At 66.7% G+C, this 16,136-nt stretch carries 14 protein-coding genes and 1 tRNA gene; 5 read left to right on the top strand and 10 right to left on the bottom strand.

Annotation, left to right across the window (positions count from 1 at the left end):
* Positions 1-36 precede the first annotated feature (36 nt).
* From hpaR to L6Q67_RS09905, 3 genes are all read left to right on the top strand, one after another.
* Complete coding sequence (gene hpaR, locus L6Q67_RS09915) at positions 37-570, top strand: homoprotocatechuate degradation operon regulator HpaR (protein WP_296568582.1); 534 nt, start codon at positions 37-39, stop codon at positions 568-570.
* A gap of 64 nt (positions 571-634) precedes the next feature.
* A complete protein-coding gene (locus L6Q67_RS09910) occupies positions 635-1,816 on the top strand; it encodes an acetylornithine transaminase (RefSeq protein WP_296568580.1) in 1,182 nt (393 codons plus the stop codon).
* A gap of 54 nt (positions 1,817-1,870) precedes the next feature.
* Entirely contained in the window at positions 1,871-2,137 is a 267-nt protein-coding gene (locus tag L6Q67_RS09905) for a cupin (protein ID WP_296568578.1), read from the top strand.
* Positions 2,138-2,253: 116 nt separating this feature from the next.
* Here the strand turns inward: L6Q67_RS09905 and L6Q67_RS09900 are convergent.
* The 10 genes from L6Q67_RS09900 to groES form a co-directional block, all read right to left on the bottom strand.
* Positions 2,254-2,344, bottom strand: a tRNA-Ser gene (locus L6Q67_RS09900).
* A gap of 37 nt (positions 2,345-2,381) precedes the next feature.
* Positions 2,382-4,436, bottom strand: a complete 2,055-nt coding sequence (locus L6Q67_RS09895; protein ID WP_296568576.1) for a sodium:solute symporter family protein — start codon at positions 4,434-4,436, stop codon at positions 2,382-2,384.
* A gap of 6 nt (positions 4,437-4,442) precedes the next feature.
* On the bottom strand, positions 4,443-4,706 hold the full coding sequence (locus L6Q67_RS09890; protein ID WP_296568574.1) for a DUF4212 domain-containing protein: 264 nt from the start codon (positions 4,704-4,706) through the stop codon (positions 4,443-4,445).
* A gap of 52 nt (positions 4,707-4,758) precedes the next feature.
* Positions 4,759-6,189 (bottom strand): DUF294 nucleotidyltransferase-like domain-containing protein, encoded by a 1,431-nt coding sequence (locus L6Q67_RS09885; protein WP_296568571.1) that lies wholly within the window; start codon positions 6,187-6,189, stop codon positions 4,759-4,761.
* Positions 6,190-6,201: 12 nt separating this feature from the next.
* On the bottom strand, positions 6,202-8,208 hold the full coding sequence (locus tag L6Q67_RS09880; protein ID WP_296568698.1) for an exonuclease domain-containing protein: 2,007 nt from the start codon (positions 8,206-8,208) through the stop codon (positions 6,202-6,204).
* Between the two features lie 155 nt (positions 8,209-8,363).
* Complete coding sequence (locus L6Q67_RS09875) at positions 8,364-8,738, bottom strand: response regulator (protein WP_296568570.1); 375 nt, start codon at positions 8,736-8,738, stop codon at positions 8,364-8,366.
* A 76-nt stretch (positions 8,739-8,814) separates the two neighbouring features.
* A complete protein-coding gene (locus L6Q67_RS09870) occupies positions 8,815-11,568 on the bottom strand; it encodes a sensor histidine kinase (protein ID WP_296568568.1) in 2,754 nt (917 codons plus the stop codon).
* Between the two features lie 46 nt (positions 11,569-11,614).
* Positions 11,615-11,806, bottom strand: a complete 192-nt coding sequence (locus L6Q67_RS09865) for a hypothetical protein (RefSeq protein ID WP_367171634.1) — start codon at positions 11,804-11,806, stop codon at positions 11,615-11,617.
* A 174-nt stretch (positions 11,807-11,980) separates the two neighbouring features.
* Positions 11,981-13,633: a chaperonin GroEL gene (groL, locus tag L6Q67_RS09860; RefSeq protein WP_296568566.1), complete on the bottom strand. Its 1,653-nt coding sequence runs from the start codon at positions 13,631-13,633 to the stop codon at positions 11,981-11,983.
* Positions 13,634-13,690: 57 nt separating this feature from the next.
* Complete coding sequence (gene groES, locus L6Q67_RS09855) at positions 13,691-13,981, bottom strand: co-chaperone GroES (RefSeq protein ID WP_296568564.1); 291 nt, start codon at positions 13,979-13,981, stop codon at positions 13,691-13,693.
* A 429-nt stretch (positions 13,982-14,410) separates the two neighbouring features.
* Here groES and L6Q67_RS09850 point away from each other — a divergent pair, with 429 nt between their 5' ends.
* Together L6Q67_RS09850 and L6Q67_RS09845 are read left to right on the top strand one after the other, a co-directional pair.
* On the top strand, positions 14,411-15,616 hold the full coding sequence (locus tag L6Q67_RS09850; protein WP_296568563.1) for a hypothetical protein: 1,206 nt from the start codon (positions 14,411-14,413) through the stop codon (positions 15,614-15,616).
* A gap of 15 nt (positions 15,617-15,631) precedes the next feature.
* A complete protein-coding gene (locus L6Q67_RS09845) occupies positions 15,632-16,123 on the top strand; it encodes a hypothetical protein (RefSeq protein WP_296568560.1) in 492 nt (163 codons plus the stop codon).
* Positions 16,124-16,136: the final 13 nt, after the last annotated feature.

Here is a 16,136-nt window from a genome sequence, read left to right as displayed (position 1 = left end):
AGCCTCCGCTCCCCCATCACAGGAGCACGACACCCCATGCAGAGCAGGATTTCCTACCGCAACCTGCCCCAGCTTTTCCTGAAAGCCCGGGAGGAGCTGATCTGCCACTTCCGCCCCATCCTCAACCACTTCGGGCTCACCGAGCAGCAGTGGCGCATCCTGCGCGTGCTGAGCGAGCGCGAGCAGCTCGAACCCTGGGAGATCTGCGACATCTGCCAGATCCTCAGCCCCAGCCTGGCCGGCGTGCTGGCCCGCATGGACGACATGGGCGTGATCAGCCGCAGCCGGGTGCCCGAAGACCAGCGCCGGGTGATCGTCCGCCTGAGCCCCCGGGGCAGCGAGCTGGTGGAGGAGATCGCCCCGCTGATCCAGGCCCAGTACCGCAAGCTCGAGGAGGCCCTCGGGCGCGAGCTGATCGACGAGCTGTACACCGTGCTCGACAAGGTCATCACCGGCCCCCACGGCCCGGTGGAGCGCATCAGCCTGCCATCGGCCAGCCCGGCCCCCGGCGCCACCGAGAAGCGCAAACGCGCCCCCCGCAGCAATACGCGCGCAACGGCCAAGCCTTAAGGTTTACACTTTTCGGCCTCGGGCACCCCATTGCCCTCAACCCCCAAGAATGCGGAGTAGAACAGTGCACTACGGCGACCACAGTACCGACGCCCTCATGACCATCACCAACCGGCCCGACCTCGTCTTCGTGCGAGGCGAAGGCAGCTGGCTGTTCGACCATCAGGGCAAGTCCTACCTGGACTTCATCCAGGGCTGGGCCGTCAATTGCCTCGGCCACTGTCCGCCCCAGATCCGCGACGCCCTGGTGCGCCAGGCCGGCACCCTGCTCAACCCCAGCCCGGCCTTCTACAACGGCCCGATGATCGAGCTGGCCGGCCTCCTCACCGCCAACTCGGTGTTCGACCGGGTGTTCTTTGCCAACACCGGAGCCGAAGCCAACGAGGGCGCCATCAAGCTGGCCCGCAAGTGGGGCCAGGTGCACAAGGGCGGCGCCTACGAGATCATCACCTTCGACCACAGCTTCCACGGCCGCACCCTGGCCACCATGTCGGCCTCCGGCAAGGCCGGCTGGGACACCCTGTTCGCCCCCCAGGTGCCGGGCTTCCCCAAGGCCGGGCTCAACGACATCGAGTCGGTGAAGGCCCTGATCAACGAGCGCACCGTGGCCATCATGCTCGAACCCGTGCAGGGGGAAGGCGGCGTCATCCCCGCCAGCCCGGCCTTCCTGCAGGCCCTGCGCCAGCTCACCCGCGAACACGGCCTGCTGCTGATCGTGGACGAAGTGCAGTCCGGCATCGGCCGCACGGGCAGCCTGTTTGCCTACGAGCACGCCGGCATCGAGCCCGACATCATGACCCTGGGCAAGGGCATCGGCGGCGGCGTGCCCCTGGCCGCCCTCCTCGCCCGCGAAGAGATCTGCTGCTTCGTGCCCGGCGACCAGGGCGGCACCTACAACGGCAACCCGCTGATGAGCGCCGTGGGCGTGGCCGTGCTGCGCACCCTGCTGGCCGACGGCTTCCTGGCCGGCGTGCGCGCCCGGGGCGAATACCTGTCGAAGCGCCTGCTCGAGCTCTCCGCCCGCCACAGCCTGGGCGGCGAACGGGGCAGCGGCATGCTGCGCGCCCTGGTGCTCGACAGCGACCGCGGCCCGGCCCTGGTCAAGGCGGCCCTCGAGCAGAACCCGGTCGGCCTGCTCCTGAACTCCCCCCGCCCCAACCTGCTGCGCTTCATGCCGGCGCTCAATGTGAGCGAGGGCGAGATCGACCAGATGATCGAGATGCTGGACGCGCTGCTGGGGCAGTAAGCACCACCGGCGGACGCCGCCCGGCGTCCGCCCCAGTTCCGCCCGGAGGTCACCATGGACCAGAACACCTTCGAGAACCGCCTTCGCGACGAAGGCTTCAGCCAGACCGTGATCGTCGAACGCGAGGCCCACGGTCAGCTCGACCTGCACACCCACCCTTTCGAAGCCCTGGCCTTGATCCTGGCCGGCGAAATCCGCATCGTCGCGGACGGGGAGAGCCGGCTGTACCGGGTGGGCGGTGTCTTTCACCTGGCGGCGGAGCAGCCCCATGCGGAGAGCTACGGCCCGGAGGGTGTGCGCTATCTGGTAGGGCGACGCTGAGGCGGGAGCCTGCCCGTGGGGTCGAATTGACTCGGCCTCCCCACGCCGATGCAAGACCGGGTGATTGTGGGGCAGAAAGCAAAAACGCCCCGAAAGGGGCGTCTTTGCTTTGTATTTGGCGGAGAGGGCGGGATTCGAACCCGCGTCAGGGTATTACCCTGAACACGCTTTCCAGGCGTGCGACTTAAACCGCTCATCCACCTCTCCAAGTGGAGGCGGCACTATATACCAGAACTGAAAAAAGTCAAAGGTTATTTTCAAATGCGCTGGCCTGCCGCCTTTGGTCGGGCATGCGAACGAAGTCCACCAGGGCCTGAACCTCCAGGGGTGGGGGTGGGGTGAGGAGGCTGACCACGGCGATCACGATGAAACCCAGCGGCACACCGAAAACACCGCAGGAGATGGGGTGGATGTCGAACCAGGCATCGCCCATGCTGCCCCCAAAGAAGGGATGGGTGCGCATGATGTAGTACAGGGTGATGCCGAGCCCTGCCAGCATGCCGGCCACGGCCCCCCACTTGTTGGCGCGTTTCCAGAAGATGCCCAGCACCAGGGCAGGGAAGAAGGCCGAGGCGGCGATGGAGAAGGCCAGGCCGACCATGAAGAGGATGCTGTCCGGCCGCAGGGACGCCACCCATGCCGCCACCACCGCCACCACCAGCAACTGGGACTTGGTGATCACGAGGCGACGCTGGGTGGAGGCCTGGGGATTGACCATCTTGTAATAGAGGTCGTGGGACAGGGCATGGGAGATAGTCAGCAGCAGGCCGTCGGCCGTGGACAGGGCCGCCGCCAGCCCCCCCGCCGCCACCAGGCCCGACACCACGTAAGGCAGGCCGGCGATCTCGGGGATGATGAGCAGGATGGCGTCGCTGTTGATGGTGAGTTCGGCCAACTGCAGGATGCCGTCGCCGTTGATGTCCTCGACCTTCACCAGCCCGACCTTGCCCCAGGACGCGACCCAGCCGGGCAGGCTGCCGATGTCGGTACCGATGAGGTTGCTGTACACCTCCCACTTGGCAAACACCGCATAGGCCGGGGCCGTGACGTACAGCAGGAAGATGAAGAACAGTGACCAGAACACCGAGCGCCGGGCCTCACGCACACTGGGCGTGGTGTAGTAGCGCATCAGGATGTGGGGCAGCGCGGCGGTGCCCACCATCAGCACGAAGGTGAGGGCGATGAAGTTGTTGCGGGCGCTGTCCTTGGCGGCCTGGTCGTTGCCCGGGTGGGCTTCGGCATGGGGGGGCGGGTGGACCGAGCGGGCCAGGCTGTCCTGGCGGGCGCGCTCCCATTTGAGGCGGGCTTCGTCGGGTGTGCGCGGCAGATCCCGCAGGGTGCGCTCGGCGGCGGCGATCTCGCGGGCGGGGGCGCCCTGGGTGCGCAACTCGGTGACCCGCTCGACCTGGCCGGTACGCTCGGCGGCGAGGGATTCGGGCAGGTCGGCGATCTTGCGGGCGTACTCATCGGCCCGGTAGCGGTACTGGTTGCGGACTTCGTTCTCCCGGGGCTCGGAGAAGAGCTCCAGCTCCTTGACCCCCAGGTCACGCAGGACCTCACCATAGACGGCCTGGGGCACCGGCACGCCGGTGACCTTGTAGGAGAGGATGGTGACCGGCACCAGGTAGGCGATGATGAGGATGAGGTACTGGGCCACCTGGGTCCAGGTGACGGCGCGCATGCCCCCCAGGAAGGAGCACACCAGGATGCCGGCCAGGCCGACGAAGACGCCGATCTCGAACTCGATGCCGATGAAGCGGCTGGTGATGAGCCCGACCCCGTAGATCTGGGCCACCACATATACAAAGCTGGCGAGCACGCCGGCAAACACGCCCACGACCCGCGCGAAGTGCCCCTCGTAACGGGCGCCGAGGAAGTCGGGGATGGTGAACTGGCCGAACTTGCGCAGGAAGGGGGCCAGCAACAGGGCCACCAGCACGTAGCCCCCGGTCCATCCGGTGACGAAGGCCAGGCCGACGAAGCCGGTGTAGTACAGGGTGCCGGCCAGGCCGATGAAGGAGGCCGCGCTCATCCAGTCGGCGGCGGTGGCCATGCCGTTGAACAGGGCCGGCACCCGCCGGCCGGCCACGTAATACTCGGAGACGTCGGAGGTGCGGCTCATCACGCCGATGGCGGCGTAGATGGCGATGGTGGAGAACAGGAAGATCTGGCCGATCCAGCGCGGGCTCAGGCCGAACTGCTCGGCCACCGCCAGCAGGACCACCAGGCACACGAAACCCACCGCGTAGAAGGCGTAGTAGCGCCCGAGGCGGCGGAACAGGGCGGGCGTGGTCGTCATTGGCGCTCAGTCTTCGTCATACAGGCCATAGCGCCGTTCCAGCCGGGTCATCCAGCGGTCGTAGATCCACACGATCAGCAGAAAGATGATCAGCGCACCCTGGGCCGCCATGTAGAAACCGAGGGGCCAGCCATAGAAGCTGAAGGCGTTCAGGTCGTCGGCAAACCAGCCGGGCAGGAAGCTGGCCGCAGCCCAGGCCAGCAACAGGACCCAGGTCAGTCGCAGGGTGGCCCGCCAGTACGCCCGCTGCCTTGCGCGGATATCGCTCAATCTGTATTCCCCTCTCGACGGCTGCGAGTATAGCGCCCGCCAGGCTGCGGCCTCACAACTGGTAACGCAGCTGGAGCCGGTGCTGGAGCTTGCGGGCCTGGCGGAAGGACTCCTTGAGGAAGGCCCTTTCGAGCTCATTGAGGGCGGCGGGGGCGATCCGGTTGGGCGGACCGGCCTTCTCCTGCTGACCACGGAGGCGCAGTTGCTGGATGAAATCAAAGGCCTCCACACAGGCATCCACCTCGCGCCGCGGCCAACCGAGCAGGCTGCCGGCGGCCTGCAGGCGCCCCGCGGTGGCGGTATCGGAAATACCGAGGGCCAGGGCCAGGATGCGCGCCGCGTCCACGAAGATCCGGCTGCCGTCGCGCTTGAGATCAAGCAGGCCGCTCTCCTTGTCCACCACGAAGTCGCGGATGCGCCCCAGGGGCGGCCCACCGCGCAGGGCGTTGTCGGCCATGAAGCGCAGGAAGAGCGCGTTGTCGCCGGTGCTGGCCAGAAGCCAGCGCTGGAGCGACGCGGCCAGGCCGACATCGCCGGCGACGGCCCGGAAATCAAAGAAGATGGTGGCGTTGAGCAGGTCATCGGGCATTGCCGAACTGATCCAGCCGGCAAACTGCCCGCGCCATTCGGTCATGGACAGGCACCAGCGCGGGTTGCCCGCCATCACCTCGCCCTTGCACAGGGGAAAGCCGCAGGCATCGAGCAGGGCATTGACCCGCCGGGCGAAGGGCAGGAAGCGCTGGCGCAGGGGTTCGGTGTCGGCCTCGGTCTCGGGCACGAAGACGAGGCCGTTGTCCTGGTCGGTATCGAGGGTCTGCTCCAGCCGCCCTTCGGAACCGAAGGCCAGCCAGCACCAGGGCACCAGGGGCAGGTCGAACTCGGCCTCGGCCAGATCGACGGCACTCAGCACCACCAGGTCATTGAGAATGGCGATCCACTCGCACACGTGGCCGGCGCTCGCCCCCTCCTCCACCATGCGTCCGGCGGCCTCGCGGATCCGGCGCGCCGCGGCGGCCAGGGCATCGATGGTGCCGGCGGCGTGGATGGCCTCCACCAGGTCTTCCCCGTCGAGGCTGCGGCTGGCGTAGAGATCCCCCCGGGACACGACGCCGGCGAAGGCCCCGTCAGCGTCCACCACCACCAGATGACGCAGGTCGTGGCGCGCCAGGCTCAGGCGAGCCTGGTGGGCGCTTGCCGCCAGCGGCAGGGACACGACGCCCCCCGTCATCACACCCACCACGGCCTCCTCGAGGTCACCACCGGGCAGCACGACGCGCTCGATGACATCCCGCTGGGTGAGCACGCCAAGGGGGCGTGCGGCCTGGTCGTCGATCACCACCACGCTGCCAACCCGCTCTGCCATCATCCGGCGCAGGGCGTCGCGCACTGTCACATCGGGCAACGCCCCCACCGGAGGCCGGCGCAGCAGCCCGCCCAGGCCGGCGGTGGCAAAGGGGCGGGTGTCCATCCCGGAGGATGTCATGTCCACCTCCGCTCAGTACTTGACGCGGGCGTAGTAGGTTTTTTCCGAGGCCTGCCGGGCCTCGCCGAGGGTCCGGATGCCCATCTCCGCCAGCAACGGGATCATGCGCAGGAAGACCTCGCCGGTGACGATGGCGTCTCCCATGGCCGTGTGCCGCCCCATGATGTTCACCCCCATGCGCTCGGAGATGGCCTCCAGGCGATGGGACTCCTGGGCCGGGTGGATCACCGCCGACAGCAGCAGGGTGTCGAGCACCGGCTGGGAGAAGCGGATACCGGTGCCCTCTTCCTTGAGCTGCAGGAAGCGCATGTCGAAGGCGGCATTGTGGGCCACCAGCACGGTGTCTTCGGCAAAGGCATGGAAGGCCGGCAGCACCTTGGCCATGGGCGGCTGGCCCACCAGCATCTCGGGGGTGATGCCGTGGATCTTGGTGGAGGCCTCGGGCAGCTCCCGCAGGGGGTCGACGAGCTGGTCGAAGGACTCGGACCTGAGCAGCTTGCCATTGACGATGCGGGTGGCGCCGATCTGGATGATCTCGTCGCCCTCGGAGGGGTTGAGGCCGGTGGTCTCGGTATCGAAGACCGTGAAGGTCAGCTCGGACAGCAGGCGGTCGTCCAGGGCGTGGCTGGCCTCGGTCTGCTTGAAGAGGTCGAAATCGTAGTACTCGGGCCGGCTCTCGCCCTTGAGGAAGGTGCCCGCGTCGACCTGGTCCTGGGGCGCCGCCGACGGCAGCAGCAGGCGGAAGAAGGCCCGGTGCTGGGTTTTCTCGCGCTGCAGCCAGATCTCGCCGTCGTGGCGCTCGATGACGTCGCGCACGGTGAGGGGCGAGCTCTCGCCGGCGAAGGTCATGGGCTCCAGCTCCCAGGCCATCACGGTCTCGGTGCTCATGGCCTGGCCGGACCAGATCAGGTCGAGGTGCACCAGACGCCCGGCGGAAGTGAGGCGCAGGCGCACTTCACGCACCTCGAACTCGTCAGACAGGCGGCTGACCAGATAGCCAACGGCCTGGAGCAGCGAGAAGCTGTCCACCTTGACCCACACTTCCGGGTCCACGTCCTCGATCTTGGTGCGCAGTTCGAGCTTCTTCTCGATGCGCCGCTGGGCTGCCGCCACCAGATCGGCCCCGAGCATCTCGTCCAGGGGCCAGCGGGTCTTGAGGGAGTCGGCAAACTCGTTGGCGGTCTCGTCGAGGCGCTTACTGAGGCCCTGCACCTCGTCACGCACCACGCTCAGGAAGCGCTCCTTGAGCTCGGCGTCCAGGTCGGGGTATTCCAGCATCTCGGCCGCGGCCCGCAGGTTGGCCAGGGACGAGCGGCTGCCCTCGGTGAGGGTGTGGAGCATCTGGTCGCGCTTGGTCTCGGCCTCGAAGTTGCGGGTGATGTTGTCCAGCATCAGCACGAAGCCCGACACCGTCGGCTCGGTGTCGTCGGCCCCCGAGGACATCACTGGTGCCATGTGCACCCGCAGCAGCTGCCCGGCCCGGGTGGTGGTGACGAAGTTGGCCATGGGTTGGGCGCTCTGGCGGCGGATGCGCTCCTGGATGCTCTCCAGGGCATGCACGATCAGGCTGCGCTCGAAGACCGCGTAGATGGAGCGTCCCAGGCCGATGATCTCGCCACCGCCGGCCGCCGTGGGCGCGTCGGAGAGGGCCCGGAACTGCAGGCGGGCCCGGCTGTTGTAGAGCAGGATGCGACCGTCGAGGTTGCACACCACCACGCTCTGGTTGAGCTCGGACATGAGCGCCGCCAGCCGGTTGCGCTCCTCCTCGACGGACAGGCGGGCCTCGCGGATGCGGACCTCCACGTCTTCCTGCAGGCTGCGGCGCTGATCGGCCAGGGCGTTGACCGACTCGGCAATGCGCGTGAGCTCGGGGGAACCGCCGGGCTTGAGGCGCCGGGACGGATCGGTGCTGACAATCAGCCCGAGCTCGTCTGCCAGCAGCGAGGGGCCGAGGAGATGATCCTGGGCGAAGGACTTCATCAGCACGGCCGCGGCACCGGCGCCGACCATGGTGATCATGAAGAGGAGCCCCAGGCGCGGATTGAGGATGGGCTCGATGGCATCCCGCTCTTCCGGGCTCAGATCGCGCCACACGGCGATGCCTGCCGCCGCCATGACGCCCACCACCAGCAGGCAGGCCGTGGCAATCGCCAGTGCCTGCCGCGATTTGACGCTCACGCCGGCACGTCCAGCAGGGATTTCACCTTGGCCACCAACTCCTTGGTGGAGAAGGGCTTGGTCATGTAGGCATCCGCCCCCATCGCCAGCCCCTTGGTGACCTCGGTCTCACGGCCCTTGGCGGTGAGCATCAGGATGCGCGTGCCCTGCAGCGCGGCTTCGGCCCGGATCTCCTGGCACACCTCGTAGCCGTTCTTGCGCGGCATCATCACGTCCAGCAGGACCAGATCGGGGGTCTCGCTGCGTGCCTTGTCGAGGGCCTCCTGGCCGTCGTGGGCGATGCACACCGCGAAGCCTTCGCGCTTCATCAGGAATTCAAGTGAAATGACAATGTTCTGTTCGTCGTCGGCGATCAATATTTTTTTGGTCATTCGGTCCCCTCCCCATCCTCACCCCGGTCGAGACAGCGGCATGCAAGCCTCATCCCGGGGCGTGATTCTTCGTAGTTTATCCTGCCTCATCTTTCGTTTCTGTTGATTTGCCGCAAGGCATCAGAAACGAGAAACATGCGCCTTCACCGGCCGCGCTCTCCACCCACAGCCGACCGCCATAGTGCTCCACGATCTGGCGGCTGATCGGCAGGCCCAGACCGGTGCCCTGGGGCTTGTCGGTCATGGTGTTGCCGCCCTGCCGGAACTTCTCGAACACCACCCGCTGCTCTTCGGGGGTCAGGCCCGGGCCGTTGTCGCGCACATCCACACGCAGGCCCTCCTCCGTCCCGGCAAGGCTGACCCACACCTGCCCGCGGCCCGCATCCACGAACTTGACCGCATTGGAGAGCAGGTTGAGCATCACCTGGATCAGCCGGTCCCGGTCGGCCAGCAAGATGGGTACTTCATCGGGCAGTGCCATCTCCAGGGCGACGCCTTTGTCCTTGAAGAGCTGGCTGGTGGAGGCCGCGGCCTGCTCGACCACCTCGACCAGGCTGACCTCGCCGTTATGCCAGTCGGCGTGGCCGGATTCGATCTTGGCCATGTCCAGCACCTGGTTCACCAGGCGGGTCAGGCGCTCGGTCTCGCTGACGATGATGCCCAGGAAGCGCTTGCGCTCGGTCAGGTCGATGCGCGGATCGTCGAGCAGCATCTCGGAGAAGGCGCGGATCGAGGTGAGCGGCGTACGCAGCTCGTGGGTCACCGAGGACATGAAGTCGTCCTTCAGGCGGTCGAGCTCCTTGAGGCGCTCGTTGGCGCTGCGCAGCTCGGCGGTGGCGGCCTCGAGCTCGAGGGACTTCTGCTCCAGGCGCTTGGAGTAGGCCCGCACCTGGGAGGCCTCGTCGAGGATGTTCATCACCTCATCCAGCCCCAGGGGCTCCTCCTTGACCACCGAGGCCACCATCACCCGGGCCGAGGCGCTGCCGATGGCCCCCGCCAGGGTTGTCTCCGCAAAGTGCACCAGCCCCGCGTCGGCCGGCAGCACTTCCACCGACGCCGCCCCGCGCTTGCGGGCGTATTCGGCAAAGGCGTTGCGCGCCCGCTCCGGCCCGATGAAGCGGCCGATCAGGGGCAACAGGTCGCCGATCTGGGCGCTACCGCGCCAGAAGGCGCCGCCGGCGGGCCGGCTCTGCTTGAAGACATCGACAAACAGCGTCGCCTGGCCGGCCTCGATGGCGTTGGGGGAGCGCATCAGCGACACGCAGGCATAGGCCCCCAGGTTGGCGAGAAGGCTCCAGAACAGGCTGTGGGCGATCGGATCGAGGCCCTTCAGGCCGAAGAGCTCCTGGGGGCGCAGCAGCTCCAGGCCCAGAAAGCCGGTCTGCAGGAACTCGATGGGCAGCCAGCCGGATTTGGCGAAGGACGGCAGCAGCAGGGTATACAGCCACACCGCAAAGCCGCTCGACAGGCCGGCCAGGGCGCCGGCCCGGGTGGCACCACGCCAGTACATGCCACCGATGATGGCCGGGGCAAACTGGGCCACGGCGGCAAAGCTGATCAGGCCGATGCTGACCAGCGCATGGGCCTCGCCCGCCAGCCGGAAATACAGGTAGCCGAGGAGCAGGATGAAGATGATCGCGCTACGCCGGATCCCCAGCAGCAGGCCCGACAGATCGTCCCGTCCCTGCAGGGCCACCCAGCGGTAGCGCAGCAGCAGCGGCATGACCAGATCGTTGCAGACCATCGTGGACAGGGCGATGGTCTCGACGATGACCATGCCGGTGGCCGCCGACAGGCCGCCGATGAACACCAGCAGGGCCAGCCAGCCATGGCCCCAGGCCATGGGCAGGGTCAGCACGAAGGTGTCGGCATCCACGCCCTGGCCGGCAAAGTGCATCAGCCCGCCCAGGGCGATGGGCAGCACGAATATGTTGATCAGCAGCAGGTACAGCGGAAACAGCCAGATCGCCCGGCGCAGGTGGTTTTCATTGACGTTCTCCACCACCGCCACCTGGAACTGCCGCGGCAGGAACATCACCGCCAGCATGGACAGCAGGGTCAGGGCGAACCAGTTGCCGTAAGAGTTGCCCCCCGCCTCCATGGTCATCAGGCGCTTCAGGGCCGGGTCGAGGGCGGCGCGGGAGAACAGGTCGCCAAAGCCGTTGAAGATGCCGAAGGTGACGAACAGCCCCACCGCCATGAAGATCACCAGCTTCACCACCGACTCGAAGGCCACCGCCGCCACCATGCCCTCATGGCGCTCGGTGGCGTCCAGGTGGCGGGTGCCGAAGAGGATGGTGAAGGCCGCCATGATCAGGGCGATGTAGAGCGTGGTGTCGGCCATCCACGACACCGTGCCTACCTTGGCCGGCATGACGATGTGCGGATAGTAGGTGAGGATGGCGTAGCTGCTGGACACCGCCTTGAGTTGCAGGGCGATGTAGGGAATCACCCCGAGCACGGCGATCACCGTCACCAGCCCGCCAAGCAGGTGGCTCTTGCCATAGCGGGAGGCGATGAAGTCGGCGATGGAGGTGATGCGGTGGGTCTTGCCGATGCGCACCATCTTCAGCATCACGAACCACCACAGGGCCACCACCAGGGTCGGCCCGAGGAAGATCGGCACGAAGCCCAGCCCCGACGAGGCCGCCCGGCCGACGCTGCCGTAGTAGGTCCAGGTGGTGCAATACACCGCCAGGGACAGGGCGTAGATGGTCGGATTGGCGATGATCGAGCGGCCGGCATCGGCGCGCTTGTCGCCAAAGTAGGCCACTGCAAAGAGCAGCGCGAGATACAGGAAGGAGATGGCGACGATGACGGTGCTGGTCATGGACGCAGCTCGCCCGGGCAGGGGTCGCAACGCATCATGGTGCCCCCTAGCGCTCGATGATCCAGGCCATCAGCGCGATCACCGCCGCCCACACGCCAAATACGTAGAGATACAGGGAGGGAACGCCGAACCAGGAGCGGTCCACATCGAACACGGACAGGACCGGGTAGTTGATCACCACCCAGCCGAGCAGGAACAACGCAACGAGGCGCTGCCCCGTCAAGGTCGCCTTGATCATCTCTCCCCTCCCACTGGCTACTGCTTTATTGGTATGTGACGATTTATAAACCGAAACGACCGGCTTGGCGAGCACTCCCGGGGCATGATGGCCGCACATCCTCAAATATGCCGCCAAAAATGAAAAACCCCGCCGAAGCGGGGTTTTCCGGGGACGATGAGGTCCGGGCAGAAATTACATGCCCATGCCGCCCATGCCGCCCATACCACCCATGCCGCCCATGTCAGGCATGCCGCCGGCCGGCTTGTCTTCAGCCAGTTCAGCAACCATGCAGTCGGTGGTCAGCATCAGGCCAGCCACGGAGGCGGCGTTCTGCAGCGCGGTGCGGGTCACCTTGGTGGGGTCCAGCACGCCCATTTCGACCATGTCGCCGTACACATCGGTAGCAGCGTTGTAGCCGAAGTTGCCAGCACCTTCGGTGACCTTGTTGACCACCACGGAGGCTTCGGCGCCAGCGTTGGCAACGATTTCGCGCAGGGGCTGTTCCATGGCGCGCAGCACGATCTTGATGCCGGCGTCCTGGTCGTGGTTGTCGCCCTTCAGGCCGGTCAGGTTGGCACGGGCACGCAGCAGGGCCACGCCACCGCCGGGGACGATGCCTTCTTCAACGGCGGCACGGGTGGCGTGCAGCGCGTCTTCCACGCGGGCCTTCTTTTCCTTCATTTCGACTTCGGTGGCAGCGCCAACCTTGATCACGGCAACACCGCCGGCCAGCTTGGCCACACGTTCCTGCAGCTTTTCACGGTCGTAGTCGGAGGTGGCTTCCTCGATCTGCACGCGGATCTGCTTGACGCGGGCTTCGATGCGCTCGGCAACGCCGGCGCCGTCGATGAGGGTGGTGTTTTCCTTGCCCACTTCGATGCGCTTGGCCTGGCCCAGATCTTCCAGGGTGGCCTTCTCGAGGGTCAGGCCGACTTCTTCGGCGATCACCTGGCCGCCGGTCAGCACGGCGATATCTTCGAGCATGGCCTTGCGACGGTCGCCAAAGCCCGGGGCCTTGACGGCACAGGTCTTGAGGATGCCGCGGATGTTGTTCACCACCAGGGTGGCCAGCGCTTCGCCGTCCACGTCTTCAGCGATGATCAGCAGCGGGCGGCCAGCCTTGGCCACTTGCTCGAGCACCGGCAGCAGGTCGCGGATGTTGGAGATCTTCTTGTCGAAGAGCAGCACGAACGGGTTGTCGAGGATGGCAACCTGCTTGTCCGGGTTGTTGATGAAGTACGGGGACAGGTAGCCGCGGTCGAACTGCATGCCCTCGACGACGTCGAGTTCGTTGGCCAGGGACTTGCCGTCTTCAACGGTGATCACGCCTTCCTTGCCGACCTTTTCCATCGCGTTGGCGATGATGTCGCCGATGGAGGAATCGCTGTTGGCGGAGATGGATCCGACCTGGGCGATTTCCTTGTTGGTGGAACAGGGCTTGGACAGCTTGCGCAGCTCTTCCAGGGTGGCCACGACGGCCTTGTCGATGCCGCGCTTCAGGTCCATCGGGTTCATGCCGGCGGCGACGAACTTCATGCCTTCGCGGACGATGGACTGGGCCAGCACGGTGGCGGTGGTGGTGCCGTCACCGGCGATGTCGGAGGTCTTGGAAGCGACTTCCTTGACCATCTGGGCGCCCATGTTGGCGAACTTGTCCTTCAGCTCGATTTCCTTGGCCACGGACACACCGTCCTTGGTCACGGTCGGGGCGCCGAAGGAGCGCTCGAGCACCACGTTGCGGCCCTTGGGGCCCAGGGTCACCTTGACCGCGTCGGCCAGGACGTTGATGCCTTCGACCATGCGGGCACGGGCGGAATCGCCAAACTTGACTTCTTTAGCTGCCATTCTGTGTTTCTCCGGAATTCTTTAAAGCGGATGGGGGAAGATCAGGGAAGCAGAGGCTCAGGCCTCGACCACGCCCATGATGTCTTCTTCACGCATGACCAGCAGTTCCTGGCCGTCGACCTTGACGGTCTGGCCGGCGTACTTGCCGAACAGGACGCGGTCGCCCACCTTCACATCCATCTTGCGGACTTCGCCGTTCTCAAGGATCTTGCCGTTGCCGACAGCCAGGATCTCGCCCTGATCGGGCTTCTCGCCGGCGGAGTCGGGGATGACGATGCCGCTGGAGGTGGTGCGCTCGGCTTCAACACGCTTGACGATCACGCGATCATGCAAGGGACGGATTTTCATGTAGTGCTCTCCTACTCGGTTCAACACCGGGCAAATGTGCCCGACTCGGTAAATAGTTTGGCCGACCTGTACGCCGGCTTCGGGTGGCGGGGCTGCTGTTAGCACTCACCGCCAACGAGTGCTAATAATAGGGGCGAGCCGTGACCTTTTCAAGTGCGCCCGGATCGATTCTTTTTTGCCCCCGGCAGAGTCGGGCCTGCCTGCAGCGGGCAGCATTCCTCCCCCGGCTTTGTCAAAAACCGTACAAACATCAAAAATATCTAAATCAACACCCGCCCTTGGGTCAAACGGCATAAAATAGGTTCCGACAGACTGCAATGCACCCACAGGCCCCGAGTGCGCACGGGCGCAATGCAGATCGCCCACACCGTCTGGGCCAGGCCAGGCACCGCGCCGCGCCGCCCACTCCACCCAGGGAGAACGTCCGTCATGGCCACCACCACGCTCCGCCTGTGTCACTCCGGCATGGACAACCGGGCGCTCTACGCCTTCGAGATCTTCCTGTCGCGGGTGGGCCCGGGGGCCTGCCGGATCGCCGCGGAAGACACCGCCGACGTGGCCTTCATCGACGTGGACAACGACCTCGGCCCCTACCTGCTGGCCGGGCATCGCATGCTCTACCCCACCCGGCCGTTGATCGTCACCACCCAGGCTCCCGGCCAGCAGCCTGATCCGCTGACTGTCGAAGTCGCCAAGCCGGTCGGTCTGGCGGCCTTCTCGGCGGCCCTGGAAAAGGTCCGGGGGCTGCTGCCCGCATCCAGCTCGGAGGAGGGTATGGAGTTGCCGGATGCCGCCGACGAACGGGCCGGTACCGTCGACTCCATCCCCGACGAGAGCGCCCTCGACGCCCTGCGCGACCCGGCCCCCGACCCGGTCAGCCTGCTGCGCCGCATCGAAGCCCGGTTGGTGACGCTGCATGTCGGCTCCCTGCCCGACGCCGACCTGGATGACCCGGTATCACGGGCCGCAATCTATTACGCACCCGAACATTTCCTTCAGGGTCTGGTGGCACGCGCCATCGCCCACGCCCGGGAGATCGGCCGCCCGGTGCGCATCGACGATGCCAGCGGCGCCGCCCTGGTGCTCGACCCTCGCGACGGCCGGGCATGGACGGCGCGCAGCCCCAACGCCCTGCGCGCCCTGGCCCAGCTGCCCACCCGCGGCACCCTGCACATGGCCAGCCAGGCTCCGGACACCGCCTTCCCCGAAGGCGCGAGCCCCCGCCAGCTGGAAGGGCTCGAATGGGACCTGGCCCTGTGGGCCTCCCGCGGGCGCCTGCCCCGGGGCACCAGCCTGGAATACCCGATCCGCCTCAAGAACTGGCCCAACCTGACCCGTCTGGCGGTGCCCCCCGAAGCCATGCGGATTGCCGGCCTGTGGTCGCGCAGCAGCCTGAGCCTGCGTGACACGGTGCGCACCCTGGGCATCCCCCAGCGTTACGTCTTCGCCTTTTACAGCGCCTGCGCAGCCCTGGGGCATGTGGAGCAGATCGCCCCCCCGGCGACACCCGGCGGCCCGCGCCTCACGCCGATGCAGCCGGCGGCCATCCCCACGATGCTTCCCCCTCCCGGGCGTCTCAAGCGCCTGTTCGGCAAGATCCTCGGCCCCCGTCAGGACGACCTCGGCCCGGACTGACCGCGGAGCGCAGCGGTGAGCCACGCCAAGCTCCTCTTCGGCGGCCCGCCTGGTGCAGGCAAGACCACCGCCATCACCTCGGCCAGCGATATGCCGCCCTGCACCACCGCGGCCATCGACTACGGCGCCATCACCCTGGACGACGGCAGCACCCTCCACCTGTACGGCCCCCCCGGCCAGACGCGCTTCGACTTCAGGTGGGAGCAGCTCAGCGAAGGCGCCATTGCCCTGATCCTGCTCATCGACAACAGCCAGCCCGACGCCCTGGGGCAGCTCCACTTCCACCTCGGCGCCTTCAGCCGCTTCATCCGCAGCACCGCCGTCGCCGTCGGCATCACCCACTGCGACCTGGGCGGCGACCTGCGTCTGGGCGACTACCAGCATGAACTGGAGCACGCCGGCTTCGGCTGCGTCCCGGTCTTTGCCGTCGATCCACGCAACAGGCGTGACGTCTGCCTGCTGATCGAGGCGGCCCTCAGCGTGCTCGATGTCACACCCCAGGCCTGAACCGGGCCGACCG

Source organism: Zoogloea sp. (genome assembly GCF_023150065.1).
In the GTDB taxonomy this organism is placed as follows: domain Bacteria; phylum Pseudomonadota; class Gammaproteobacteria; order Burkholderiales; family Rhodocyclaceae; genus Zoogloea.
Note: the sequence above shows the minus strand (reverse complement) of the source record. Positions and strands in the feature narration are given on the sequence as shown.